This window comes from Pseudomonas sp. TH31 (genome assembly GCF_016650815.1).
GTDB lineage: Bacteria > Pseudomonadota > Gammaproteobacteria > Pseudomonadales > Pseudomonadaceae > Aquipseudomonas.
This window is the reverse complement of sequence record NZ_JAEKEZ010000033.1, coordinates 552,229-576,676: the sequence shown is the minus strand read 5'-3', so window position 1 is coordinate 576,676 and position 24,448 is coordinate 552,229. Positions and strand designations below refer to the sequence as shown.

16 protein-coding genes and 5 pseudogenes are annotated in these 24,448 nt (G+C 57.4%); 14 read left to right on the top strand and 7 right to left on the bottom strand.

Annotated elements, in window-relative coordinates; all coding sequences use genetic code 11:
- Positions 1-61: 61 nt before the first annotated feature.
- From JFV26_RS28310 to JFV26_RS28300, 3 genes and pseudogenes are all read left to right on the top strand, one after another.
- Complete coding sequence (locus JFV26_RS28310) at positions 62-955, top strand: phosphorylase family protein (protein ID WP_201196956.1); 894 nt, start codon at positions 62-64, stop codon at positions 953-955.
- A gap of 180 nt (positions 956-1,135) precedes the next feature.
- Positions 1,136-3,616 carry a TonB-dependent siderophore receptor gene (locus tag JFV26_RS28305; RefSeq protein WP_201196955.1) on the top strand — a complete coding sequence of 827 codons (2,481 nt, stop codon included), beginning with the start codon at positions 1,136-1,138 and terminating at the stop codon, positions 3,614-3,616.
- A 312-nt stretch (positions 3,617-3,928) separates the two neighbouring features.
- Positions 3,929-4,529: pseudogene (locus JFV26_RS28300) on the top strand (alkaline phosphatase family protein); the annotation flags it as partial.
- Positions 4,530-4,803: 274 nt separating this feature from the next.
- Here the strand turns inward: JFV26_RS28300 and JFV26_RS33850 are convergent.
- The 5 genes and pseudogenes from JFV26_RS33850 to JFV26_RS28280 form a co-directional block, all read right to left on the bottom strand.
- Positions 4,804-5,190 carry a hypothetical protein gene (locus JFV26_RS33850; protein ID WP_242487926.1) on the bottom strand — a complete coding sequence of 129 codons (387 nt, stop codon included), beginning with the start codon at positions 5,188-5,190 and terminating at the stop codon, positions 4,804-4,806.
- Positions 5,151-5,996 carry an FAD binding domain-containing protein gene (locus JFV26_RS28295; RefSeq protein WP_242487925.1) on the bottom strand — a complete coding sequence of 282 codons (846 nt, stop codon included), beginning with the start codon at positions 5,994-5,996 and terminating at the stop codon, positions 5,151-5,153. Before JFV26_RS28295 ends, JFV26_RS33850 begins: the two co-directional genes overlap by 40 nt.
- A 55-nt stretch (positions 5,997-6,051) precedes the next feature.
- A complete protein-coding gene (locus tag JFV26_RS28290; protein WP_201196953.1) occupies positions 6,052-7,164 on the bottom strand; it encodes an alkene reductase in 1,113 nt (370 codons plus the stop codon).
- Between the two features lie 41 nt (positions 7,165-7,205).
- Entirely contained in the window at positions 7,206-7,850 is a 645-nt protein-coding gene (locus tag JFV26_RS28285; RefSeq protein ID WP_201196951.1) for a DsbA family oxidoreductase, read from the bottom strand.
- Positions 7,851-7,962: 112 nt separating this feature from the next.
- Positions 7,963-8,879, bottom strand: a pseudogene (locus JFV26_RS28280) (LysR substrate-binding domain-containing protein).
- A gap of 474 nt (positions 8,880-9,353) precedes the next feature.
- Between JFV26_RS28280 and JFV26_RS28275 the strand changes: the two are divergent.
- The 4 genes and pseudogenes from JFV26_RS28275 to JFV26_RS28260 all read left to right on the top strand — a co-directional run.
- Positions 9,354-10,427, top strand: coding sequence for a c-type cytochrome (locus JFV26_RS28275; RefSeq protein ID WP_446739949.1), 1,074 nt, complete (start codon positions 9,354-9,356; stop codon positions 10,425-10,427).
- The gene (locus JFV26_RS28270; protein WP_201196947.1) at positions 10,424-10,888 is read left to right on the top strand and encodes a 2Fe-2S iron-sulfur cluster-binding protein; all 465 of its coding nucleotides are present in this window, start codon (positions 10,424-10,426) and stop codon (positions 10,886-10,888) included. The genes JFV26_RS28275 and JFV26_RS28270 overlap by 4 nt, the downstream gene beginning before the upstream one ends.
- Positions 10,885-13,185 carry a xanthine dehydrogenase family protein molybdopterin-binding subunit gene (locus JFV26_RS28265; protein WP_201196945.1) on the top strand — a complete coding sequence of 767 codons (2,301 nt, stop codon included), beginning with the start codon at positions 10,885-10,887 and terminating at the stop codon, positions 13,183-13,185. Before JFV26_RS28270 ends, JFV26_RS28265 begins: the two co-directional genes overlap by 4 nt.
- 49 nt (positions 13,186-13,234) lie before the next feature.
- Positions 13,235-13,530: pseudogene (locus JFV26_RS28260) on the top strand (TOBE-like domain-containing protein); the annotation flags it as partial.
- A 185-nt stretch (positions 13,531-13,715) separates the two neighbouring features.
- Here JFV26_RS28260 and JFV26_RS28255 read toward each other — a convergent pair.
- Positions 13,716-14,741: an SDR family NAD(P)-dependent oxidoreductase gene (locus JFV26_RS28255; protein ID WP_201196943.1), complete on the bottom strand. Its 1,026-nt coding sequence runs from the start codon at positions 14,739-14,741 to the stop codon at positions 13,716-13,718.
- On the opposite strand from JFV26_RS28255, the gene JFV26_RS28250 reads away from it, so the two are divergent.
- Positions 14,732-15,205: a MarR family winged helix-turn-helix transcriptional regulator gene (locus JFV26_RS28250; protein ID WP_201196941.1), complete on the top strand. Its 474-nt coding sequence runs from the start codon at positions 14,732-14,734 to the stop codon at positions 15,203-15,205. The genes JFV26_RS28255 and JFV26_RS28250 overlap by 10 nt on opposite strands.
- A 240-nt stretch (positions 15,206-15,445) precedes the next feature.
- On the opposite strand, the gene JFV26_RS28245 is transcribed toward JFV26_RS28250, so the two are convergent.
- The gene (locus JFV26_RS28245) at positions 15,446-16,429 is read right to left on the bottom strand and encodes a LysR substrate-binding domain-containing protein (RefSeq protein WP_242487924.1); all 984 of its coding nucleotides are present in this window, start codon (positions 16,427-16,429) and stop codon (positions 15,446-15,448) included.
- A 37-nt stretch (positions 16,430-16,466) separates the two neighbouring features.
- Between JFV26_RS28245 and JFV26_RS28240 the strand changes: the two genes are divergently transcribed.
- From JFV26_RS28240 to JFV26_RS28220, 6 genes and pseudogenes are all read left to right on the top strand, one after another.
- On the top strand, positions 16,467-17,255 hold the full coding sequence (locus tag JFV26_RS28240; RefSeq protein ID WP_201196939.1) for a HalD/BesD family halogenase: 789 nt from the start codon (positions 16,467-16,469) through the stop codon (positions 17,253-17,255).
- Between the two features lie 40 nt (positions 17,256-17,295).
- A complete protein-coding gene (locus tag JFV26_RS28235; protein ID WP_242487923.1) occupies positions 17,296-18,207 on the top strand; it encodes a transporter substrate-binding domain-containing protein in 912 nt (303 codons plus the stop codon).
- Positions 18,208-18,330, top strand: a pseudogene (locus JFV26_RS33845) (glutathione-dependent disulfide-bond oxidoreductase); the annotation flags it as partial.
- Between the two features lie 219 nt (positions 18,331-18,549).
- Entirely contained in the window at positions 18,550-20,130 is a 1,581-nt protein-coding gene (locus JFV26_RS28230; RefSeq protein ID WP_201196936.1) for an efflux transporter outer membrane subunit, read from the top strand.
- 92 nt (positions 20,131-20,222) lie between these two features.
- A complete protein-coding gene (locus JFV26_RS28225; protein WP_201197020.1) occupies positions 20,223-21,335 on the top strand; it encodes an efflux RND transporter periplasmic adaptor subunit in 1,113 nt (370 codons plus the stop codon).
- A gap of 8 nt (positions 21,336-21,343) precedes the next feature.
- A pseudogene (locus JFV26_RS28220) lies at positions 21,344-24,408 on the top strand (efflux RND transporter permease subunit).
- The last annotated feature ends 40 nt before the right edge of the window (positions 24,409-24,448 follow it).

The window sequence follows — 24,448 nt, the reverse complement described above, 5'->3', positions numbered from 1 at the left end:
CCATCACGGCGATGTCTTGCCTTAAAAACAGCAAGGCCTATAACTAGCAAAGAGGTTCAATATGAAAATTCTCGCGGGTTTATTACTGGGATGCTTATCGGCATCGGCTTGGGCGGCGACACCAGAAGTTCCATGCAAGGCCGAAATCGCCGTCATTGGTGGCACCTTCATCAATGACGCCATGCTGAAATCCGGAAACTTGGAAGAGTCCTTTACTATTGATACGCCGGCCGGAACTTCGCCAAAGATATATTGCGGTAACTACAAGGATATCCCGTTCTACTACATCAACATGCACGGCGACGGAAAGATTGTTGAAACCTGGGCAGCCCTTTACCAATTACATGTTAAAGACGCCATTGGTGGCGCAACGGCTGGCGGCATCAACCCAAAAATGAAACTCCACGATTTTGTTGTCGCTGATGACGTTATTGACTTCAATATCGATCGCCCGCTGGCACTCCCGGATTCCATTTATCGCGAGGGTGACCATCCGCTTCCTCGTTATACACCGGCTATGGATCCGATTCTTCGCAACATCCTGATCGATGAAACAGCGAAACGCATTAAGCGTGGAGATGCTCCCGTTGCCGGTATCAACCTGCATAAAAGTGGTGTGATCATGCAAACCCGAGGCGGGCGTTTCGAAACGGCTGCGGAAGTACGCATGTTGGCAAAAATGGGCGGCGATCTGGTCACCATGAGCGTGGGATCGGAAGTTATCTATGCGCGCATGGCGGGCATCAACTACGCGTCGCTTATCGTTATATCCAATCCCGCTGAAGGCTTGGGTCATTGGACATGGGACACCATCAGCGAAGTTTACCCACGCCTGAATCCCGTATGCCTTGAAATCGTTCTGGAGGCCCTGCCGAAAATTGCTGCCATCGGCAATAAACCCCGAGTAGGCGACAGTTTGCGCATTCACCCGAAAATGACGTCCGAGAAGAAATAGCAGCCCCCATTGCGACGAATACTTCGCACTGACGGCAGCTAAAACCTGGCTGTCCGAGCGTGCGAATTATTCGTCCTGAACAACGGAGCTTCGACGACAAGGGAGGTTTAAAGGTAAGCACATACCGTGCTGTTTCGACCAATCATTTGTATATAAAAATATGTAGTAGAGGAGCGTTCCATGGGTCCATTTAACTTGCGTCACCAACACAAGCTGGCCTTAGCAGTGGCGGCCTCTTTGCAAATTATCTGCGGGCACGCCTTAGCTGAAGATAAAAAAGAGACGGTCGAGTTGGAGGACTATGTCCTCAAAGAAAGCTACGACGATACGATGGGTATCATGCCCACTCAACCAGTCAAAAGTGTTTTTGGGTTGGGTAAGTCTATTGCCGAAACACCGCGCTCGGTATCGGATGTTTCGTCAGATCTGATTCAAAAGTATGGCATGCGTGATATCAACGATATGATTCGCCTCACGCCGGGCGCCTACACCAGCTCATTCTTCGGTATTCCCGGCGCTCTCAGCTTGCGAGGAGACGCCGCAGACAACTATTTCCGTGGTTTCAAGCGCATCGAAAACGGCGGTAACTATGCAACGCCGATTCGTGCTGCCAGCTCGGTAGATATCGTGCGTGGCCCCGTGTCACCAATTTATGGTGCGGGTAAAGTTGGCGGCTATATGAATTTTACGCCAAAATCCTCAAAATCCGGCACTTCTCAATACTTAGATAAACCGACGGGTGATGTCGGTGTTACGGTAGGTTCCTATGGTCAATTCTCCACCTTTGCCGAAGGCGGCACTCCTTTCTCGATTGGCGAACACAAAGGTGGTGTCTATGGTTACCTCGAGCGGGAAGACTCGCACACCTATTTTGACAACGTAGACCCGAAGTCGACCATCGGACAGTTGGCATTCGACCTCGACCTCAGTGATAACTTGCGCACAGAATTCGGCGGCCAATACATGAAGGCTGATCGTATACAGAACCCGGGTTGGAACCGGGTCACCCAAGACCTGATCGACCATGGGACCTATACCACCGGAGCGCCGTCCAAGATGAATTCGCGGGGTGACGTACTTTACCCTGACGATGTACGCACCAATATCCAATCGGGCGTCGGTTTTCCACCGGGAAGCGGTAATTCCAAGCTGGATGTCTTCTGCCAAAATTACAGCACCTGCTTTTTTAATCCCAAAGACCCGAATGCCGCACTGACTAACCCCGGCACGACCAAACTTAAAAATAACCAAGTGTTCACAGATTCAAGGGACAGGGGCGAAAGCACGACGGCCACTGGCTATTTCGATCTGATCTGGTCACTGGATAACGACATGGAGTTGAAGAACCAATTTTTCTACGACTCGCTGAACCACAAGAAGTACACCAGTTACGGTTTTACTGCCGACTACGATGCGTACACTTGGGAAGATAAAGTCAGCCTGAGCTTTCCGTACAAAATCGGCGACGTCAGCACTTCCAACATCGTCGGTGTCAATTATCGCTACTACAGCGCCATGGGCCGTGAGTCCTACCTCGACGAAATACTGGATCGCCGCGATCTGAGCGTTGGGCCAACACCCGATGACTCGTTCGACATCGCTCACCTCGGAAACGTCCAGGTTGGCCCTGGTCAATACCTTCGCAACTACAACACTCAAAATGCATCCATCACCAAGGACACTGGTGCATTCATGTTATCCGACATGACCTGGCAGAACTGGAACCTGCTGCTCGGCTACCGACTTGATTACTACGATGCCAAAGCCACGGAGAAAGCCCAGGCGACAAATGGTGATCTGGTAGGTGATGCCAATGGCGATGGAACCCCAGACAAAGCCACCGGCCACGACTTGAAGGACTCGTTCAGCGGCAGCTTGTCTTACCACACACCATGGGGCTTCATTCCCTACTTCACCTACGCGGAATCAACCGCCTTGTCGACTAACCAGGCCGGCGGCGTAGCACCTTCGGACGTGTCAAGCGGCGGCTATCTCCAAGACTCGAAACTCAGAGAGTTCGGACTCAAATACACCAGCCCTAACGGTAATATTTATGGGGCGCTGGCCTACTACGACCAAGAGAAGAGCTATCGCGACTCGACGAATGGCAGCACCATTCTCGTCAATGGTAAAGGCTATGAAGGCGAGTTGCGCTGGATGCTCAACCAGAACTTCTCCATGACAGCTTCGGCGACCAAGCAAAAGGTTCGCGAGAAGGGTCAACCCTTCACCGTACTCAATACCGCAGCTGTCGCCAAAGCCTATGGTATGGATCCATCGCAACTGTATGGCATGCGTTTCTTCGATCCGACCGGCAGTGTACTAGGTGGAGAGTTTGATCGTGCGGGAGTACCGGAATGGGTGACCAGTCTGTATGGCAACTACACTCAGCCCACCACATGGGGCGGTAATGTGAATGCCAGCCTGGGCTTCACTTGGGTCGACAAGCAGTGGGCTGACAACCAGAAACAAATCCAACTCCCAGCGTACACGGTATGGAACGGATCCATTGGTTATTCCGAGAAGTCTTGGGAAGCCCTACTGTCCGTGAATAACCTATTGAACGAGAAATACTTCACCTCAGCGAACCTGTTCGACTCAACTCTGGTATTCCCTTCGGCTCCGCGTACGTACACCGCTACGTTCACTTACAAGTTCTAAGTTTCACCAGTCCATGGGGGCCCTATCAAGGGCCCCCTTTATCAGATTGACTTTGAGCATGCAGTGATTCGTTCATGGCGGCCCCTAAGTCCGACCGCTCCTCCCCCCTCGCGATACCGAACCGGCATTGAACTCACGACCACAGAGACAGCCAGCTCCAGCCTGCAAACCGGCTTCGGAGAGGATGAGGTTTATCGATCGATTACGGGGGCCTTGTTACTTCAGTGGAATACACGCAATGACTCGAAACAATGATAGCAACACTAAAGACTCTTCGACTGACTCCAGTCGTCGCTACTTTCTTGGTGGCATTTCACGGACTCTGGCGCGATACCAAAAATCCCGAACTTTCAGTACCACCACCAGCCCTTCAACTACTTCAGGCAGCAAGGCCCTCATAACCCCATCGAGCGCGCCAGGCGCCTGCGAGACGGAGGGCTTGGCGATGACTCCGCCACGAACCTTTTTTTGCCGATGCGCTGGCCGGAAAACTCCCTGCCGTGAGCTTTTACAAGCCTCAGGGCAACCTCAACATGCATGCCGGGTACGCGGATGTCGCCTCGGGCGACCGGCATATCGTGCGGGCGATAAAAACCCTGCAGGGCAGCCCGCAATGGAGAAATATGGTGGTGATCATCACTGTGGATGAGAACGGCGGCTGGTGGGACCATGTTGCCCCGCCGAAAGGCGACCGCTGGGGCCCAGGAACCCGCATTCCGGCATTGGTGGTCTCCCTTTTGCCCGCAAGGGAACCGTCGATCACACCGTGTATGACACCGCCTCGATCCTACGGTTTTTAACCCGTGTGTTTCAGCTGGAAAAGCTGGACGGTTTGAAACAGCGGGATGAAGCCATGATTGCCCGTGAACAGACGCCAATGGGCGATCTGACCAATGCTCTGCAGTTTGTTTAAAACGCTGCGTAAAAAGTGAAGGCGGCCCGACGATGGACGCCAGTAACAAGAGCTGGCGTGTTGTGGAGTTACTGGACTGGCTGGCCACTGCACGTTTCAGTTCGAATGGCTGTATTAACAGGTTGTCCGGTCAAATGGAGACGATCTGAATGGCTTATCTGTCAGGGCAATGCCGTCGCACGGGGCGCCGAACGTTACAATATCTGGCGTTTTGCACTACCTCCCAACTAAGAACCACAGTGGTTTTAGTCGGGCGTGGACGGCGCTGGCAACCCTATCCGGCTATATCTGCCCCAGTGGGGCCGGCAAGACCACCCTGCTCTCGGCGAGGTTGGATGATACCCATGATCCGATTGCCTATACTCACGCCCCAGTCCCCCATGCGCTTACCCTCAGCAAGTTGCTGTTGCTGCCAGGCCAACAAGGCGGCATCGATGTCATCCTTACCCTCGATTGCCTGAGCCATGGACAGTGCATTTCGGGCTGCCTTGGCGGTACTCCCGGCAGTGTGAGGACGTGGCACGAAGGCGGCATCGCCTGTCAGCAGCACGCGACCAAACACCATTTGAGGGACTTTGAGATCAAGGATTGCCTGTACAAAAATATCCTTGGTCTGCCGAATCAGTTCACGAAATGCCGGGTTGGCATGCTGTTCACCCATTTCTCGGATGTATGCATCCTGCTCGGCGGCCAAGGCCCGGGGGGAATGGAGTGGCTGCGCCGACGGCCTTCATGATCAGTGAGAACAGCACCAAGTTCTGGCCCTTGTGCGGCTTTCAGATACCAGAGCCAGTTGAACCGGCGCTCGCCTGGATTAACCGAGCCGTTCAAGCCCGGCACCATGTACTCCAACATCAGCGATTCAGGGGCCTGCTGGAACACAAAGTCCTCGTAAAGCTCCGCTTTGGCGAAGTCTGGAAGTCTGTTTTCATCGACTAAACCACGCCAGGCCACATACCCCGAATACGTATATCCCGCCCCCGGCAACACCAGACTTCGCACGGTTGAACTTGCACCATCGGCGCCGATCAACAGTTCTCCATCGGCGCAGCTGCCATCTTCAAAAATCGCGGTCACTCGTTGCTCACTTTGAGCCAGATCAACCAGCTTCATACCCCGGTGATAGTGCTCAGCAGGAAATGCCGATAACAATGAGTTGTAGAGCGTGTTCCAGGAGGTCTGGGTTTGCGGCATCGGCTCTTGATGCACGACCGTACCGGCCCGATCAAGATACAGACGATCATGGGACCGGACACCGAGTGCATTTGAATGTTTGATGCGTGCATAGCGAAAATGTTGTAGCACGTCCGCTTGTAGAACAATGCCGCCCCCACGGCTATCCATCGCCGCGGGAGAACGCTCGTAAACGTCGACCTGCCAACCAATTGCCCGCAACGCCGTAGCGACGAACAAACCACCCAGAGAGCCACCAATGACCAAGGCTTTCGAAACATCTGGACTCTTCATTACCTTTCTCCTCGTGGCGTGGTGATTCCCAAGACATCTGGATGTCGACGCTGCGTTATGCCAGCACCGGATAGTCGATATACCCCTTGGCGTCGCCGCCAAAAAAGCTGTTGCCGTCCGCCAGGTTGAGTGCGGCACGGCCACGCAAACGAGCCGGCAAGTCGGGGTTGGCAATGAACGGGCGACCAAACGCGATGAGGTCGGCACGCCCCTCAGCGATTGCCTTCTCGGCCGTTTGGCCGGTGTAACCACCCGCCAGCATGAGTACGCCGTGAAAGTCAGTGCGCAGTTGCTTGATGATGGCGTCCCAGCGTGGATCGTTACTTTGGTCGAGCACTGTGCCAACCATCATGGGTTCAACCAGGTGCAGGTAAGCGAGGTTCCAGTGATTGAGCCGGGATGCAATGTAGCCAAAGGTTTGTTCCGGGGTGTCATCGCCCATCCCCATAAAACGCCCCATCGGAGTTAATCGAACAGCAACGCGCTCGGCGCCTATTTCCTTGCTCACGGCTTCCACGACTTCAAGCAGCAGTCGTGCTCGGTTTTCGATGCTGCCGCCATAGCGATCACTGCGCTGGTTGCTGGCACTGTTGATAAATTGGTCGAGCAGGTAGCCATTGCCTGCGTGAATTTCCACACCGTCCATGCCGGCAAGCAAGGCATTGCGAGCGGCCTTGCGGTAGTCAGCAACGATCGCTTCAATCCCCGCAACGTCCAACTCCTGCGGGACTGGCACATCGTCCCAGATGCCCTCTCCCTGCTCATTGAGGATGAAGGTCTTTCCGGGTACCGGTTGCGCGCTCGGTGCTACCGGTAGGCCGCCGTTAGGTTGAAACACCGGGTGCGAGACCCTTCCCACATGCCAAAGCTGCAGGAAAATGTGTCCGCCTTCTGCGTGTACGGCATCGCTGACGGCCTGCCAGCCAAGGATTTGCTCATCGCTGTGGATGCCGGGCGTCCAGGCGTAGCCTTGGCCCTGCTGCGAAATCTGAGTCGCCTCGCTGATGATCAACGCTGCACTGGCACGTTGACGGTAGTACTCAACGTTCATCGACGTGGGCACGTTGCCAGGCTGGCCAGCCCGGGAACGAGTAAGGGGGGCCATAGCGATGCGATGATTGAGAGTAAGTCGGCCAAGTTTGATGGTGCTGAACAAGTGATCGGTCATGATGATTTCCTGAATTTAAAAGATTGAAAAATGGGTAACGCTTAAGCAACCAGACTTCGCTGGAGTACCTGGATCATTACTTCAACGGGTTGCGCACCGCTGATCACGTCTTCTCCGATATGAACGCTCGGCACCGACCGCACACCGGATGCCTTGGTCGCGGCTTCGAGTTCCATTACTTCAGTAGTGCCTTCATCGGAGTTGAGAAAGTCGAAGACTGCCACTCGATCCAGCCCCGTTTCGGCAGCGATGTCGGCCAATACATTGAGGTCACCGATATCGCGTCCCTCACAGAAGTAGGCCTTGAAAATAGCCTTGACCAAGGAGGATGCGTCTTTACCTTCCTGCTGTTGAAGCCACACCAGCCGGTGTCCCGCCAGGGTATTGGGGGTCTTCTCGACTCGTTCATAGTCGAACGTCAGGCCGACAGCCTTACCGACGTGGGTGACCTGTGCATCCATGGACTGACTGCGCGCCCAACTACCAAACTTGCCGCTTCGATAGACTTTGCGATCCATGCCTTGCACAGGCATATCCGGGTTTAACTGATAGGGCAGGAAAGTGATTGAGGTGTCTGTTGAAGCGCCCAAGGCGCAAAGAGCGCGCTGTAGATTTTCCTCACCGATCCAGCACCATGGGCAAATGAAGTCGTAGGTCACTTGAATAGTGGATGAATGCAGGTGCATGGCAGTCTCCGTCGTTGAAGGTTTTCACACCCCCAAGGTAGGCGCCTGCAACCGTTCGGAGAATCCACCTGCTGCGCAACGTTGCGTTTCGCAAAAAGCAAAGATTGGGCGATTACTCACCTGGCGGGGTTTCAGGAGTGAGTAAGTCCGTGAGGAAATCAATAAACGCATTGACGCGTTTCGAGCCCCGGTGATTGGGCAGGTACAGCGCGGATATCGCAGAGCTCGCGTTGTTCGGATTAACAACAAAAGCGTCAAACAAGGACGTCAATCGACCACTATCGATGTCGTCATTGACAAGCCAATCGGGTAATAACGCCACCCCGCTGCCGGCCAGCACAACTTCGCGCAAGACCTCGGCGTTGTTGCTTTTGAAACGACCATCGACGGGCACACGAATCTCTTGGTCCGTATCGGCAAATGTCCAGACCTGCTGCGGCGAGCCATAGCTGAAGCACATGCATTCGTATTGCATGAGGTCCATGGGCTGGTCGGGGAACCCTTGAGCCTGCAGATACTTGGCACTGGCGACCACTCGACGTCGAAAGTTACCGACGGTGCGACTGATCACCCGTCCATCGCCGCTGCCGATCCCAAGCGGATCGCAAGATCGATGCGCTCACCGAGCAAATCGACGATGTCGTCAGAAAGCGTCATATCCAAAACCAGCCTTGGGTAGCGCGCTAAAAGCGAGGCGATATGCGGGGCAATCAGGCGATGCCCAAACGCCACAGGTACCGAAATGCGCAGCTGTCCTGCGGGGAGTTCGCCCCGGTCCGAGACCGACTCGTCCGCATCGGCCATGGCGTTCAGAATGTCCCGACTTTTCAAGTAATAAGCAGCTCCGGCATCCGTCAACGTCACTTGCCGGGTGGAGCGATTGAGCAGCACAGCACCGAGTTCAGCCTCAAGCCTGTCGATCATCCGGGTCACAGACGACGTCGCCACGCCCAGTTGTCTGGCGGCAGACGAAAAACCCTTGGAATCGACCGTTTGGATAAACATCTTCAATGCGAGCAGCTTGTCCATGAAACTCCCTTAATGACATCGGTGCATTTCTAGATTTTCCGGGGACCTATCTTTGAGCATAGGTGGAGGCCGCGCGAGTTAACGGTTGTTAATTCTCTTTGTCATGCACTCGCATCGCGGTGTCGTTGCGCATGGCGCAATTTAGCGTTGCGTTCTGGAGGGATACTCCATCACAACCCTCTTCTCTTAAGCTCATGCCGCAGATTGTTTGCCGTACGCCAAACGCAAGCGGTGGAAACAGCCAGTCGTTTATTCTGCTTGAGAGGTAAGGCGATGAAACGCAGAACGATCATAGGGGCCGTTCTGGCGATCGGCGTCGTGGGTATCGGGTTTGCAATCTGGATGATGTGGAGGCCGGAAATTTCCATCATCACCCAGCCTCCGATGGCACGCCCGGACTCCATGGACAGGGGCCGACGAATTGTCGAAGCAGGAGACTGCGCAGTCTGTCACACACGGCCAGGGGGCGCCTACATGGCCGGCGGGTTGCCGCTGGCAACCCCTTTCGGAACGCTCTTCACCACCAACATAACCCCGGACCGCGAAACAGGTATCGGCGAATGGTCGCTGGATGCGTTTCGCCGAGCCATGCGCGAAGGCATCGCGCGCGACGGCCACTTCCTCTATCCGGCTTTCCCCTACGTGCATTACCGAAAGATGACCGATGTGGATATTGCGGATGCCTATGCCTTCCTGATGAGCGTGGCCCCGGTCAAATACACCGCACCGGAAAACCATATGGTCTTCCCCATGAACTTCCGGCCGCTGGTGTCTTTCTGGAACCTGCTATTCCTGCATGGTGAACCGCTGGCAACACTTCCCGGTCATTCGCCGCAATGGAACCGCGGACGTTACCTGGTCGAAGGCGCCGGACACTGCTCATCCTGCCATTCGCCCCTGAACTTGATTGGCGGGGAGAAAAGCAGCGAGCTATTCAATGGCGGTATCGTCGACGGCTGGACGGCCCCTGCCCTGCGCGGAATGGCCACAGGGGAACATCTCTGGAATGAAACCCAGTTGGTCGCCTACCTGACTGGCGAGGTCGCCGAAGGACACGGCGCAGCGGCAGGCCCGATGTTGCCGGTCAGTCTGAGCATTGCGCAGTTGCCAGCGGAAGATGCCCATGCCATTGCGCAGTACATTCTTGACCTCAAAAAACACTCATCGGTTGCCACATCGCCGCCCTGCACCTCTGGGATCAAGCCCAGCGCCACGGCGCTTCTGGGCGCCTCGTTGTTCGACGGAGCCTGCGCGAGTTGCCACGGCAGCGCGGCACCCATGCGCGTCATTGAATCGAGGCCGGCGCTGGCAAACACCTCGGCGGTGATGGCGGACTCGCCACGCAACTTGGTCCAAACCATCCTGCAGGGCATCCCGATGTCCAGCGCCGCTTCCAGCCACTACATGCCTGCCTTCGCCCATAGCCTGGGCGATGCCCATGTGGCTGCACTTGCCGAGTACTTGCGCAACGAAAGCTGTGCGACCAGACCCTGGACGGATCTCGACAAGATAATCAAAAGCATTCGGGCTCAGGAGCAGCAACCGTGATCACACTCGACATCAACGGCAAGACTCACGAACTGGACATCCCGCAGGACATGCCCCTGCTGTATGCCTTGCGCAACCAGGTGGGGCTCAATGGCGCCAAATACGGCTGCGGTCTGGGTCAGTGCGGCGCTTGCACAGTGTTAGTGAACGACAAACCGGTGTTTTCATGCCTGACACCGTGCGGTGCGCTGGCGGGCAAATCGGTGCGCACCGTGGAGAGCCTGGGCAGCGCCGAGCAACCGGGGCCGTTGCAGAAAGCCTTTATCGACGAACAGGCCGCCCAGTGTGGTTATTGCATCGCGGGGATGATTGTACGGGCGCAGGCGCTGTTGGAGGCCAACCCTCATCCAGATGATGAAACGATCCGTCGCCACATGGCGCCCAACTTGTGCCGCTGCGGCACCCATGTACGGATACTCGCCGCTATCAAGTCGATCATCGCGCAAGGAGGCAAGGTATGAAAGCCTCAACACAAACTGTCGATCTGAGCCGCCGTGCCTTCGTGATAAACGGAGCGCTGGTGATGGGGTTCGCGATGCTTCCCGGTGTTCCGCGCGCCTTCGCTGACACCGAAGTTGACACTTTGGGTACGGAGATCCTGGCACCTGATCTACCGGGCAGCCTGCGGGCCACGCCCTATCTGGACGCCTGGATTCGCATTGATGAGAAAGATGGCATCACCGTCTACACCGGCAAAGTGGAGCTGGGCACTGGCGTCAAAACTGCGCTCCTGCAGATCGCCGCCGAACGCCTGGAAGTGTCACCGGGGCTCATCCGTTTTCTCACTGCCGATACCGCGCTGACACCCAATGAAGGTTACACCGCCGGCAGCCATACAATCGTCGACAGCGGCACGGCGCTGTTCAACGCCGCGGCCCAGGTGCGTCAGTTGTTACTCGAGTCCGCGGCACGGCAATGGCAGCGCACCATCGACAGCCTGACCACGCGGGACGCGGTGATCTACGATGCACAAGGCCGCAGCATGACTTACGCACAAGCAGTCGCAGGGGTTCAACTGCATCGCTTCGCATCGGGCAACTCGCCCTTCAAGCCAGCCAGCAGCTTCACCCTCATCGGCAAATCATTGCCTCGACTGGACATCCCGGCAAAAGTCAGCGGTGGTGCCGCCTATGTGCAGGACATGCGTCTGCCCGATATGCTGCATGCCCGCGTGATACGCCCACCCCGGCGCGGCAGTCAGCTTCTGGACATTGACGAGGCCGCCCTCAGGAAGCTCCCGGGCGTAGTGAAACTGGTCCGCAACGGCAGTTACCTCGCTGTAGTCGCCACAGATGAATGGCTGGCGATCAAAGCGATGCGCGAGGGCTACGCCACTGCCCGCTGGACAGAAGGCAATCCGCTACCCGACTCAACACACATCCATCAATTACTCACCGAGTTGCCAGCGCGGCGCTACCCGGTGAGCGCCAAGGGTGACCTCACGCAACCTGCACCGCGCGCCTATAAGGCACGAGTGACCAAGCAATACCTTATGCACGGATCCATCGGGCCGTCCTGTGCCGTGGCCTGGTTCAAGGATGGAACACTGACCATCTGGACCCATACTCAAGGCGTCTACCCTCTGCGCACGGGCATCGCCGAGATGGTCGGCCTGCCGGTGGCTCAGGTGCGTTGTATCCACGCTGAAGGCTCCGGTTGCTATGGCCACAACGGCGCCGATGACGCCGCCGCCGATGCCGCGCTGATCGCCATGGCCATTCCCGGCAAGCCGATACGGGTGCAATGGATGCGCGAACAGGAAAATCTCTGGGAGCCCTACAGCTCGGCCATGCTTGCCGAAATGGAAGCGGGACTGGACGACAGCGGGCGTCTTTGTGACTGGAAATACGAACTCTGGAGCACGCCGCACAACGAACGCATCGTCAATGCCGGGCGCCTGTTACCGGCGTGGCTGTTGGCCAAGCCCTTCACCCCTGCACCTTCGGTCCCGATCGCCCAACCTGAGGGTGACGGCGACCGTAACGCGATTCCGCTGTATGAGATACCCAACCTGAAGGTGGATCTGAACTTCGTTCTGACCATGCCATTCAGGACCTCGGCCATGCGTTCGCTCGGAGCCCATATCAACGTGTTCGCCATCGAGAGCACCGTGGATGAACTGGCGGCACGGGTCACAGTGGACCCGGTGCAATTTCGCCTGCAGCACCTGAGCGACCCAAGAGCACGGGCGGTGGTGGAACGCGTGGCCAGTGCGTTCCGGTGGCCACAAAAAGCAACAGGCGCCGGCAGCGGAATCGGCTTCGCCTTCGCACGCTATAAAAACATCATGGGGTACTGCGCAATCGCTGTGCAGTTACATGTGCAGCGCCAGACCGGGCAGGTGACGATTGATCGGGTGGTTACCGCCGTCGATGTCGGGCAAATCGTCAGCCCCGATGGGCTGCTCAATCAGATCCAGGGCGGCATCGTGCAGTCCGCCAGTTGGACGCTCTACGAACGCATCCTCTATGACGCCAATGGCATGCATAGCTTCGACTGGTCCGGCTATCCGATCATGCGTTTTCCCGAGGTGCCGCAACAGGTCGAGGTTCACATGATTAATCAGCCGGATCAGCCATTTCTCGGTGCTGCGGAAATCGTCCAGGGCCCCATGGCCGCGGCGCTGGGCAATGCCATCAGCGATGCCACCGGCAAGCGCTTGCTCGATCTACCGCTGGCGCGGCGTGGCTGGCAGGATATATTGGATCATAAACAATCCTGGCGACCTCTCACCGAAAGCGAAGGAAAGACGGATTAGCGCTGTCTTCTTCCTCACAGGCCTTTACGCTGTCCTTATCCTTGGGGACGAACGGTATGAAAACCCAGCCAGCGATTTTGTTTACCACTTCCTAGGCGACTCCAATCAATTATTCCGCCCTCACGAAGTATCGCTGTCGCGCTATGAGCGAGATGATCACTACGCCGCCGAAGTGCGCGACATTCGTCCGTTGGGGGCGACGACACGGGTGACGCTGAAGGTCGAAGGCCAGAGCGAACTGATCGAAGCCGAGGTGGTGAAAGACCACGACAGCCTGGCCGGGATTGCCCGGGTGAGCATTTGTACTTCAAACCAAAAGCCTACCAGCAGCCTATAACCCTCTGAGCAAGGTAACTCGGGAGCGATCGGCAATCACGGCGCCGATTGCTCATCGCTGGCCGGATGCATGGGGATCATGAACGATCCTCGTATTCTCCCATCGAGAAGGAAGATGAAGATGCAATCATGGCCTCGTGGTTCTAAACGTCGACGCTGAAGAGCCGCTGACCTCCGCTATCGTAGATGCGATGTCATTCAACCGTTTCGAGGTGTCGTCCATCGTGGCTTGCGAGAAGGGCTGATGTCGCCACCCACAGTTCTCGACAGGCAGCGGCGTTATCGGCTGGCGGCGTCGGTAGTATTGGTTTGGCGTCCTTCACCGAAAAGTACCCACCCGATGCCGGCGAAAGGTTTGAATCGGTCGCCAACCGCACAATGATATCTGCGCCACGCTGCGGATCGCCTATGCGCAACCAGTTCAAAGCCCTGACGAGCGCTCCAGAAAACCCCAGTTCGCGACCGATGCCCGTGACGTTAAAGCCCGGATCGAGGCAGTGTACCGCCACGCCTGTACCATGAAGCTGGTGCGCGAGATCCTGCGAAAACATAATGTCCATCAGCTTGGTTTTCGAATAGATCCTCGATGAACCAAGGCGCGTGAATGGGGCCGTGTCGAAGAGGTCTTTCTCCGGCGTCAGCCCGCCACTGCGTCTTGAAGCCTCGGACGCGACCGTGACAATTCGGGATGGGGCCGAGCGAACCAGCGCCTCTCTTAAGATGTCTGTCAGCAGCCAGGGAGCGAGGTAGTTCACCGCGAGCATCTCGGCGTGGCCATCAACGGTGACACGCTGCTCAAATGCGTGGAGGCCTGCGTTGTTGATCAACACATCGATACGTTCGTATCGCGAAGCGATTTCCAAGCCTAGCGCAGCAACAGAATCGAGACTGCTGAAATCCGCATAGTGAACGTCGACACGCGCGCCCGGTGCTGCGGCGTGAATGCGCTCGCAAGTCGCAGCAGCCTTGGTCTTATCACGTGCAGTGAGCACCAGGTGGGCGCCTCGTCTTGCCAGCTCGACGGCAGCAAGCTGACCAATTCCGCTGGTGGCACCTGTAAGGACAATCGTGGAGTTGATTTTCATGGTGATGTTGTCACTATCAGCCAGAGCAGTTAATGGACTAAAGTCCACTATATTCACAAAAAAAAATTTGTCCATCAACGAACGGCCGACAGGTTTTTCGCTGGCAATAACAGGAACAGACAGGAATGGAAACACCTGAGAAGAAGACAGCCATTCAGACAGTCCACGAAAGAGAGACCCTCGTTCTCGCGTTGGGCGAACAGCTCAGTGCGCTGCTGAGCGCCTCGCGCGCCTTGACAGTAGCGACGTCCGCTGAATTCCACCCAGACTTGCCACCGGCAGCGTTTCACATTGCCCACTGGCTTCACGTGTTCGGGCCTGCGAAGGTCAGTTGTGTCGCCGAAGCCGTGGCGATGGATCGAAGCGCAACGAGCCGATTGACGGCAAGGCTTATCGATTTGGAACTGGTCGAAGCCCGACCGGATCCTTTGGATGGTCGAGGTACCATCTTGAGTTTGAGCCGTCGAGGCCGGAAAAAAATTCGCCAGGCGATTCTTCACAAGGGTGACGTTTTTCGGCAGCGTATCGACGACTGGAGCGATGTTGATCTAGAACAGTTAACGCAGTTGCTGCGCCGATTCAACGGCCTACCACCGTAAAGGAACAGCGCGCTTGGATCACCGATCCTACAGCGAAGAGGTGACGTGAATCGCCACTGGCTCCGATCCTGTTTCTGTAGGAAGACAAATAAGGGCGCGCCCTGCGGAAGTCTTCCAAGTCGGCGGCGCAAAAGTCAGCATCCGGTTCCGCCCTCATGGCTGTTATCGGCCCGGAATGTGCCAAGAACCTCGCGCGATGTTTCAGATACACCGCGTTGGATTTCGCGGATACATCCGCTGCTACAGGCCCGCCTCAACTTTTGAAAGCTGCAACAACCCAATCAGCCTCTGTACATCCACCCGCCCCCGCTTGGCCGCAGGCACAAACGCACAATAAGCATGCCCCAGCTGCAACGACGCAGTAGAAAGCGCAATCAAACGCCCCGCCTCCAAATCCCGCTTCGCAATCACCTTCTGCCCCAAAGCAATCCCCATCCCCAGCTTGGCAAGGGTCACCGACAGGCTCGACAATCCCGAGCGACGGCCATGTGCCGGGTCCGGAGAATAGTCCCCTACTTCGCTGGTGAACCAATCACCCCACGTAGGATGCGACGCATAGTTGGGGCCCCATTGGGTATGGATAAACAAACTTTCGTGAATCTGTGTGAGATCGAAGTCCTTGTTGCCGTGCCGATACCAAAGCTCCGGCGCGCAAACCGGCAACACTTCGTCATGGAACAAAGGGATGGCCTCAAACGAAGGGTAGTGATAATTCCCATAGCTGACCCGAAGATCCACGTCATGCCGGGCGAGGTCGACCGGGTCATCTTCCACACGAACATCCACCGACAGTTGTGGGTAGATCTCCAGCAGCTCTGAGAGCTTCGGGGCTAGCCAGCATTCGGCCAGGGAAAACGGAACGCTGACAATAAGCCGTGTGCGCATTTCACCTTCGAGTATGCGCACGGTCATCGCGGCGATGTCACCCAGCGCCCGAGAGGTTTGTGGATAAATCGCCAAGCCGGCGTCGGTGAGGGCCAAACGGTTGCCGTTGCGTACGAAGAGTTTTTTGCCGAAGTAGTCTTCCAAATGGCGAATCTGCTGGCTGACGGCCGCCGACGACACGCCCAGCTCTGCACCCGCCAGCACAAAGCTGCCCAACCTTGCGGCGACTTCGAAGGTCCGAACGGCATTGAGGGGTGGCAACCGTTGCATAAGCGCATCTCCCATAAGTTTTACTAGGGGGATGCTAACAATTAATGCCGTTGTTGCGAAGATTTTCATGGGGTACGTTGGAGCCATCTACAACGAGAGGGTCATCATGAACAACGTCATAGATCTTGAGCGCTATCCACTCGACCGTGAAGGCAGCGAAGAGTGGAACCGCCTGGTTGAGAAGTCCCGCAACGAGCTGAACCAGAACGGCATGTTCAATCTGGAAGGCTTTATCACAGAGGACAACGTGGGCCTGGCAGCCAAGCAAATTCAGCCGGCCATGAACAGCGAATCCCATACCCACAGCCGCACACACAATATCTACTTCAAACCACAGATCGAGGGCTTGGCGGCGGATCATCCGGCATTACGCAACGTCGAGACGGTCAGCCATACCCTGTGCGCAGACCAACTCAAGGGCAGCCTTGTCAGTGGCGTCTACGAGTACCCGCCCCTGGTGGCCTTTCTGGCCGCGGTCATGGAGAAGCCGCACTTACACGTGATGGCCGACCCCTTGGCGCGCGTCAACGTGATGAGCTACCGCCAGGGTGAGACCTTGAATTGGCACTTCGATCGGTCCGAATTCACCACCACGCTGATGCTGCAGGCCCCCGAAGAAGGTGGCGAATTCCAGTACCGCAGCAACTTGCGCACCAGTGATGATCCCAACTATGCGGGCGTGGCCGAACTGCTTGAGGGGCGTGATTCCCAGGTGCAGACACTCAAGTTGCGCGCCGGCACGCTCAATGTGTTTCGCGGTAAAAACACGGCGCACCGCGTCACCCCAGTCAAGGGTAACCGCGAACGGATGGTGGCTGTTTTCTCGTACTACGAAAAGCCCAGGGTGCTGTTCAGTGCTGAGGAACAACTGGGCTTTTACGGCCGAACGGCCTGACTCGTACGCAACAGTCTAATAAATAGGCCCTCGACCCACCTTGGCTGTCATTGCTTGCCCCTGCCGATCCTTTTCGAACTCTTTGGGGAAACACATGCATTCCATCACTCGCTTTACCCGAAACCTGCTCGCCTGTACCGCCTTGGGCAGCAGTCTGCTGTTTACTGGCATGGCCGCTGCGAAGGACTGGACAACGGTTCGTGTGGCCACCGAGGGGGCTTACGAACCCTGGAACACCACGCTACCCAACGGCGAGATTGCCGGTTTCGAACCTGAACTGCTGAAGAACCTGTGCGCGAGAGTCCAGCTTGAGTGCAAGCTTCAAGCCCAGGACTGGGACGGGATGATCGCGGGGCTTAACGCCAACAAATTCGACATGCTGATGGATGCCATCGTGATTACCCCGGAGCGTGAGGCCATCGTCGCTTTCTCACAGCCGTATGCGGCCACGCAGGGTGTGTTTGTCAGCTCAACGCCAGCGGTGATTGCAAGCGCCCCGAGCGATGAAGTGGTCAAGCTCAGCGGTGATCAGAACAACGACCAAGCCACCATCGATCAGTTGCGCTCGCTGGTCAAAGATAAGGTCATTGGTATTCAGTCCGGCACGGCTTACACGGACTTTGTGGAGAAAAACTTTAAAAATGTCGCAACCATCCGGACCTATAAAAAGTCCGGCGAGCACATGATGGACCTGAACGCAGGCCGCATTGATTTTGCTTTCGATGACGTGACGTTTTTCTCCTCCGCGCTGCTAAACCCGGAAAACCAGGCTGCGCATATGGTCGGCCCCAAGATAGGTGGACCCATTTGGGGCCCGGGCGAGGCCCTGGCGTTCAGGAAGGGGGATACTGACTTGAAGGAAAAATTCAACCAAGCCCTGAGCGCAGCCCTGGTGGATGGGACGGTCAAACGGCTTTCGGAGAAGTGGTTCAAGGCTGACCTGGCTCCTTAGATCGCGGTCTGGCCCTGGTACGGACAACTGGCGCGCAACAACCTGTACTCGGCTGCCGAATTCCTGTCCGCGCTGCAATCCATCCACGTGCAGTGCTGGGCGGAAGATATCGCGAACCGGCCAACTGATCCGTTCTTCATGCTACGACCACGGCAAAACTGGCGAACTCACCTATCCTGTTGGACAGCTTGCACAAAAAAACCGGCATGACCGGTTCGGGCTGTCCCTCCTCAAATGTGCAGATACCACATTCCCGAGAGAGTAAAAACAGTGGTCAATCTGAAATACCCAATCCGGCGCCTTGCCACGCCTCTCGCACAGGCTCCGGTTCTCGTTTGTTTTATGTGCCTGACCGTGCTCGGCGGCTGCAAGGTCGGACCGAACTTCTCCCGCCCCGACGTCGCGCAAAACGCCGATTACTCGCGGGAAAAGCTGCCTTCAACCACCGCCTCGGCCGGCGACGTTGCAGGTGGCGCGGCGCAACGACTGGTCGCCGGAATGGATATTCCCGGCCAGTGGTGGACGCTGTTCCGCTCGCCAACGCTCAATGCGCTTGTCGAAGAAGCCCTGCGCGCCAATGCCGATGTGGCGGCGGCGCAAGCGGCGCTGCGTCAGGCCAACGAATTGGTGTTTGCCGATCAGGCTTCGCTGTTTCCTTCACTGAGTGGCTCCGCGTCAAAAACCCGCGAGAAGGTGTCGGCGGTCACGTTGGGTTCAGCCGGTTCGGGTAGCACCTCGATACCGATTCTGACAGTCAATTCAGCGTCCCTGAGCGTTTCCTATGCGCCCGATGTTTTCGGTGGCGTCCGGCGCCAGATTGAATCCACGTCAGCGCAAGCCGAGTACGAACGTTACCAATTGGAAGCGACGTACCTCACCTTGAGTTCGAACGTCGTCAACACTGCCGTGACGCTGGCCTCCTTACGCGATCAGGTGACGGCCACCGAGCAGATCATCCAGCTGCAGAGCGATCAGCTCGACCTGTTGAAATCACGACGCGAACTGGGCGCGATCGCCGATACCGACGTGCTTACGCAGGAGGCGAGCCTGGCGCAAACCCGCGCCACCTTGCCGCCGCTGCAAAAGCAACTCGCGCAAACGCGCAACCAATTGATGGCCTATCTGGGGCGTTTTCCGAACCAGGACAAGGGTGAGCGATTCGAGTTGGCCTCGCTCCATCTGCCGGAGGAACTGCCCGTCAGCCTGCCCTCGGCCATCGTCGAGCAACGCCCCGATGTGCGTGCCGCCGAAGCCCAACTGCATCAAGCCAGTGCCAACATTGGCGTGGCCGTGGCCAATCAGTTGCCACAATTCAGCATCACCGGTTCGCTGGGCTCCGAGGTGCTGGCCGGCACTCGTTTGTTTTCGTCGGGCACGGGTATCTGGAGTCTCGCTGGATCGATCACCCAGCCGATCTTTGACGCCGGCGCACTGGAACATCGCAAGCGTGCCGCCGTGGCGGCCTACGACGAATCGGCAGCCCGTTACCGTGGCGCCGTGGTCTCGGCGTTCCAGGATGTGGCCAACGCACTGAGGGCGTTGCAAGCCGATGCCGACGCCCTCAATCAACAGGTGATTGCCGAACGTGCGGCCCAGCAAAGCCTGGACCTGGCCCAGGCTCAGTTTCGGCTCGGTGCGGTCGATTATCTGAATCTGCTCACCGCGCAACAAACCTACCAGAACGCGATCGTCGCACGGGTCAAGGCCCAGGGCGCGCGCTATAGCGATACCACTGCACTCTTCCAGGCACTGGGCGGTGGCTGGTGGAACCGCACTGACGTAGACCCGGCCACGGCGGGCAAGCCCGACCGGTTTGGTTTGCCGTCGCTGAAGGAAGTCATGCCCGACAGCGCTCAGCAACCCGCGCGGAATACGCCTTCAGATAAACCGCTTGCCGCCCGACTCGAACAACCGAACCAGTGAGAACTTCCATGGATGACGTCAAGACTGACACCGCCCTGCCCCCTCGGTCGCCCGAGCCAGGCAGCCCGCGCAAACGGCGGCTGCTTCGACCGATGCTCATCATGATCGCAGTAGTCCTGATCATCGTCGCGATCATCGCCGGGGTGAAGTTCACCCAAATATCGAAGCTGATAGCCCAATCAAAGGCGCCGCAACCACCCTCGGTGGTGACCGCTATCAAGGCACAGCTCGCCGATTGGCAACCGAGCGTCTCGGCGGTGGGCTCGATGAAGGCCGTGCGCGGGGTCGATGTGACAACTGAAGTGGGCGGCATTGTTCGCACCATTGGCTTCAAACCCGGGCAAGAAGTTGCGGCCCAGGCCCTCCTCGTCCAGTTGAATGCCGATTCCGACATCGCCCAACTGCATTCGCTGGAAGCCACGGCGGATTTGGCCGGTACTGTTCTGAAACGTGACAAGGCGCAACTCGCGGTACGTGCCGTGTCACAAGCACTGGTCGACGCCGACGATGCCGACCTGAAAGCAAAACTCGCTGCAGCGGAGCAACAACGGGCGCTGGTAGCGAAGAAAAGCATTCGTGCACCGTTTGCCGGACGCATCGGGATTACCAGTGTCAATCCCGGCCAATACCTCAACCCCGGCGACAAGATCGCAACCCTGCAAACCTTTGATCCCATCTACATTGACTTCAGCGTGCCACAAACCCAGTTGCAGGCGATTGCCATCGGACAACCCGTCACCGTCACGGCGGATGGTCTGCCCAAACAGACATTTACCGGGCAAGTCACGTCTATCGACACCCAGTTTGATCTGACCACGCGCAACGTCACCGTCGAGGCCACCATCGGCAACCCGGTACAACGCCTGGTGCCCGGCATGTTTGCCCGGGCCTCTGTCGAGTCCGGCGACAAGCAGCATTACCTCACCATTCCACAGACTTCCGTCACCTATAACCCTTACGGGACCACTGTATTCATTGCCACAACGACAAAAAATGACAAGGGCGAGGACGTGCTCTCGGCGCAACAGACCTTCATCCAGACAGGCCCGACCCGGGGTGATCAGGTCGCCATTGTCTCTGGCGTGAAGGAAGGCGACCTGGTGATCACCAGTGGCCAGATGAAGCTCAAAAACGGCTCGTCGGTGAAGGTCGATAACACTAACGCGCCCCTGAACGACGCGGCCCCGACGCCACAAGAACAATAAGGTGTCCCATGAAATTTACTGATACCTTCATCAAGCGACCGGTCTGGGCCGTCGTCATCTCGTTGTTCATCCTGATACTGGGGCTGCGCTCGATCTTCGGGTTGCCGGTCAATCAGTGGCCACGCACCGAAAACACCGTCGTGACCATCACCACGGCCTACTACGGCGCGGATGCCTCGACGATTGCCGGCTTCATCACCCAACCCCTGGAAGCCGCTGTTGCCCAGGCCCAAGGGATCGACTACCTCGCCTCCTCGAGCATTACCAGTACGTCGACCATTACCGCGACGTTGCGGCTCAACTATGACGCCAGCAAAGCGCTGACCGAGATCAACACCCAGGTCAATTCGGTCAAGAACCAGCTGCCGGCACAGGCTCAGGAGCCGGTGCTGACGGTGGCCGTCGGGCAGACCACCGACGCCATGTACCTTGGCTTCTACAGCGATACCTTGCCGACCAACAACATCACCGATTATCTGGTGCGGGTGATCAAGCCCAAACTCGATTCCCTCGAAGGTGTGCAGACCGCAGAAATCCTCGGTGCCCGCCAATTCGCCATGCGCGCCTGGCTGGACCCGAACAAACTGGCGGCGCATAACGTCTCGGCGCAGGACGTTTCCGTGGCCCTGGCCAACAACAATTACCTGTCCGCTGTCGGCTCGACCAAAGGGCAAATGATCACCGTCGACCTGACCGCGGGGACTGATTTGCACACAGTGGATGAGTTCAAGCGACTGGTGATCAAGCAGAACGGCGATGCGCTGGTGTACCTGGAAGATGTCGCGACCGTCAGCCTCGGGGCGGAAAACTACGACAGCAGCGTCGCGTTCTCCGGCAAGCGCTCGGTGTTCATCGGTATCAAGACTGCGCCAACGGCCAACATCCTCAACGTCGCCGATAACGTGCGCAAAGTATTCCCCGAACTGCAATCGCAATTGCCCGCGGGTGTTCGTGGCGAAATCGTCTACGACTCCACGGCGTTCATCAACACGTCCATCGAGGAGGTCGTGAAAACCCTGGCCGAAGCCATGGTGATCGTCTCGATTGTGATCTACCTGTTCCTCGGCTCGTTCCGTGCGGTGATTGTGCCGTTGGTGGCAATTCCGCTGTCGCTGATCGGCACTTTCTTCATCATGTTTTTACTGGGCTACACCATCAACCTGCTGACGCTGCTGGCGTTGGTGCTGGCGATCGGATTGGTGGTCGATGATGCGATCATCGTGGTGGAAAACGTTGACCGGCATATCAAGGAGGAAGGCAAAAGTGTGTTGGAGGCCGCGTTGCATGCAGCACGGGAACTGGGTGGTCCGATCGTCGCCATGACCGTGGTGTTGATTGCCGCGTACGTGCCGATCGGCCTTCGCAGCGGCCTGACGGGAGCGCTGTTCAAGGAGTTCTGCTTCTCGCTGGCCGGCGCGGTATCGGTGTCGGCGGTGGTGGCGTTGACCCTGTCGCCGATGATGACCTCGAGGTTGTTCAAGACCGGTCAGGAAGAAGGAAAATTCGCCCGCAAGCTGGATGAGTATTTCGACTGGCTACGTGGCCGTTATCACCGCGTGCTGTCCGCCGGGCTGGATGCCTGGCCGGTACTGGTGATCTTCGGCTTCCTGCTGTTCCTGCTGGTGGCGGCCAGTGGCATGACCGCCAAGAGCGAGCTGTCGCCTACCGAGGATCAGGGGCTGGTGTTCATGCAGATCAAAGGCCCGCCGACGGCGTCGCCGCAGCAGATGGAAAGGATTGCAGATCAGGCCTTCCAGATTGCGAAACAGGAGCCTGAGTATGCGCAGATGTTCCAATTGACCGGTTTGCCGGCGCTGAACCAGGGACTTGGCGGCGTGCTGATGAAGTCCTGGGGCGACCGCGATCGATCGCAGGCGCAGTTGATCCTGGAACTGCAACAGAAGTGGAGTCAGATACCTGGTGCGTCCATCGCGGCGTTCCCGTTACCGTCATTACCGGGCGCTCAAGGGCTACCGGTGCAGTTTGTCATCACCACCACCGACACAGTCGAGAACCTGAATGAAGTGGCCAATGCCGTGTTGGCCGAGGCGCTGAAACAGCAGCTGTTCTATTTCTCGGACCTGGACCTGAAACTCGACAAACCACAGGCCAAACTGGTGGTTGATCGGGAAAAATTGCCGCCCTGGGCATGACTCAAGCCGACGTTGGCGCGGCGTTGTCGGCCGCACTGGGCGGCAACTACGTCAATTACTTCTCGACGGCCGGGCGCTCGTACAAAGTCATTCCTCAGGTGGCGCAGCTCAACCGGCTCAACCCGGACCAGATTCTCGACTACTACATCCGCACGCCGTCAGGGGCAATGATTCCCGCGCGCACCGTGGCGCATATCGAGACCTCAACGGAACCGGAGTCGGTCAACCACTTCCAGCAACTCAACTCGGCGACCATTTCCGGGGTCAGTGGCACGGCTCAGGGTGAGTTGCTGCAAAAACTGGGAGGTATTCTGAAAAACGTCGCGCCCTCCGGCTACTCGTCCGACTTCTCCGGGGAATCACGCCAGTTCATTCAGGAATCCGGCGGATTCGTCGGCCTGCTCCTGTTTTCGATCCTCATCGTCTATCTGGCGTTGGCCTTCCAGTTCGAGAGTTACCGGGACCCGGTGGTGATCCTGTTTTCAGTGCCACCGGCGCTCTTCGGTGCCTTGGCGTTCATCACCATGGGGTTCGCGTCGATCAACGTGTACACGCAGGTGGGCCTTGTCACCCTCCTCGGCCTCATCACCAAGCACGGGATTCTGATCGTGCAGTTCGCCAACGAACTGCAACGTGCCGGACACAGCAAGCGCGAGGCCATTGAAGAAGCGGCGGGCGTACGGCTGCGGCCGATCCTGATGACCACCGCGGCGATGGTGCTGGGTGTGGCGCCCCTCGTGTGGGCTTCCGGCGCGGGTGCGGCGGGACGGCATGACATGGGCCTGGTGATTTTCTCGGGCCTTTCGATTGGTACCCTGCTGACACTGTTCATGGTGCCCGCGATGTACCTGTTCATCGGATCCACCCACCATCACGAAACCGAGACGACACCAGAGCCTCTCGCCGATGCGGCCGAGTGATAGACCGGGGCTGATATTCTGAACAAATCTCGCCACAGAC